The 2482-nt window shown below is 69.1% G+C and carries 1 protein-coding gene; it reads left to right on the top strand.

From position 1 onward, the window contains the following. Positions 1-423: 423 nt before the first annotated feature. The gene (locus tag ACFU5K_RS31585; protein ID WP_384068099.1) at positions 424-2268 is read left to right on the top strand and encodes a tannase/feruloyl esterase family alpha/beta hydrolase; all 1845 of its coding nucleotides are present in this window, start codon (positions 424-426) and stop codon (positions 2266-2268) included. The last annotated feature ends 214 nt before the right edge of the window (positions 2269-2482 follow it).

The raw sequence follows: 2482 nt of genomic DNA, 5'->3' as shown, positions 1-2482 counted from the left end.
ACTGGAGCAGCGCGTATGCGCCGACCCCGGCTGTCAGCACCGTGAAGGTCACCTGATGGTGTGCGCGCCGCACCTCGGACGCCATGGAACTCCCTACCTTGTACGTAAGCGGAATCGGAACCTTCCTTCCGCTTACGGAAGTGTACGCCATCCGGAATGGTGGGTCCGGTTTCAGGGGCGCCGGTATGGCCGCGCTCAACGGGCGAGGCGGGCACAGAGCCCATACGTTTCCCAGGAGCAGTCAGAGCGCGCCAGATCGAGACCCGCAGACCCCCGGCGGCCGGCCATGCTGCCTCGCGGTACACGTCCGGCCAGTACGGTGAGACGGCGTGCCCGGCATCGGGCCACCGAGCCACATCGCGTGACGCGAACAGGCAGGTCAGCGGCTCACGACTCGGCGCTCCAAGAACCTGAGGAGTGTTAATGAGAATATCGGCCCTCGCCGTCACCGGGACGCTCGCGCTCTCGGTCGCGGTCCCGGCGGGCACCGCTTCGGCCTCGCCTCCCTCGTTCCCCTTGGGGGGACCCTCCAGCAGGTGCACCACCCTGTCGGTGGCCGCACCGGCGGGCACCGAGGTGGAGTCCGTGAAGGGCGTGCGTCGAGCAGGCGGGACCATCACCTTCCCCGCGGTGGCACCCCAGCCGGCCCCGCCCCCGGCCACTGGTGTTCCGGCGTACTGCGAGGTCACCGTCACCCTCACTCACCCCGGTGTCGGTGATCGGGCGCACATCACGGTCTGGCTGCCGGAGACCGGCTGGACCGGCCGCTTCCAGGCGGTCGGAGGCAGTGCCTTCGCGGCGGGGGACTTCGGACCCGGACTCGCCACCGCCGTCAAAGGCGGGTACGCGGTTGCCACGACCGACGCGGGCGTAACCCCCGCGTACCTCGACGTGGGCTGGGCACTCGAGTCCAACGGCGAGATCAACACACCCCTGCTGGAGAACTTCGCCGACCGGGGGCAGCACGAGATGGCGCTGGTCGGCAAGGAGGTCACCGACGCCTTCTACGGCCGCCCGGCCGACTACTCCTACTGGAACGGCTGCTCCACCGGCGGCCGACAGGGGTACATGGAGGCGCAGCGTCACCCCGACGACTTCGACGGCATCCTCGCCAACGCCCCCGCCATCAACTGGGACCGGTACGTGCCGGCGACACTGTGGCCGCAGGTGGTGATGAACGAGGAGCGCACCTTTCCCGCCCCGTGCGTGCTCGACGCGTTCACTCAGGCGGCCGTCAAGGCCTGCGACCCTCTGGACGGGGCCACCGACGGTCTCCTCTCCGAACCCGCCGCCTGCGCGTTCGACCCGCGCAAGCTCATCGGCAAGGCCGTAGACTGCGACAAGAAGAAGGTGACCATCACGGCCGCCGACGCCGACGTCGTACGCAAGATCTGGGACGGGCCCAAAACCCCTTCGGGCGAGCGGCTGTGGTACGGAGTGCCGGTCGGGGCCGCCCTCGACGCCCTGGCAGGCACCAAGGCCGATGCGGACGGCACCCGGTCCGGCGCGCCCTTCCCCGTCCCCGCCGTGTGGGTCTCGACCTTCCTGGAGCGCGACCCACAATTCGACACCTCGACCCTCACCTACGCCCGGTTCGCCGAGCTGTTCGAACAGTCGCGTACCCAGTACAACCGCATCATCGGCACCGATGACCCGGACCTGGCCGGCTTCCGTGAGGCCGGCGGCAAGCTGCTCACCTACCACGGCACCGCCGACCAGCTCATCCCTACCCAGGGCACCGTCGACTACCGTCAGCGGGTAGAGAGGCTCATGGGTGGCACCGACGAGGTCGACACCTTCTACCGGCTGTTCCTGGCACCCGGCGTGGGCCACTGCGGAGGCGGCGGCACCGGTCCCGTACCGACCGACCCCCTGGCGGCACTCACGAACTGGGTCGAGAACGGCAAGGCCCCTGACACGCTGCCCGCAGCGGTCACCGACGCCGACGGCAGGACGGTGACCCGTGACCTCTGCCGCTACCCTCTGATCTCCACCTACACGGGACACGGAGATCGGCGCGCAGCCGGAAACTACCGCTGCACGGCCGGATCAGAAGCGGGCGACATCCCTCCCCTGAGTACCTCCACACCTGACTCCGGCGGCAGCGACACGAGCGACGGCGACACGGACAGCGATCGCCCCGAACTCGCCACCACTGGAAGCAGCACAACACTCCTGCTCCTGGCAGCCACGGCGGCCACCCTCCTCGGTTGTGGCACCCTCATCACACGCCGCACCCGCCGATTCCCGCACAACCGAAGGCGCTGAATTCCCCGAACGGGGTGTTTTGCCGCCTTGGCGGGCCGCCGGTTCTTCCGGCGGCCCGCTCCACAGTGGTACTGAGTCACACGTCTTTCGGCCGTCGATGTTGGTGTTACGGGAGGTTGAGCAGTCCCGTGATGGCGATCCGCAGTGCGCGGCTGAGTCGTTCGGCGAAGTCGACCCGGGTATGGGCGAGCTGCGGGTCCTCGAGCGCCTCGAC

This window comes from Streptomyces sp. NPDC057428, assembly GCF_042803195.1.
Taxonomy (GTDB): domain Bacteria; phylum Actinomycetota; class Actinomycetes; order Streptomycetales; family Streptomycetaceae; genus Streptomyces.
This window is presented reverse-complemented; position numbering and strand designations above follow the sequence as displayed.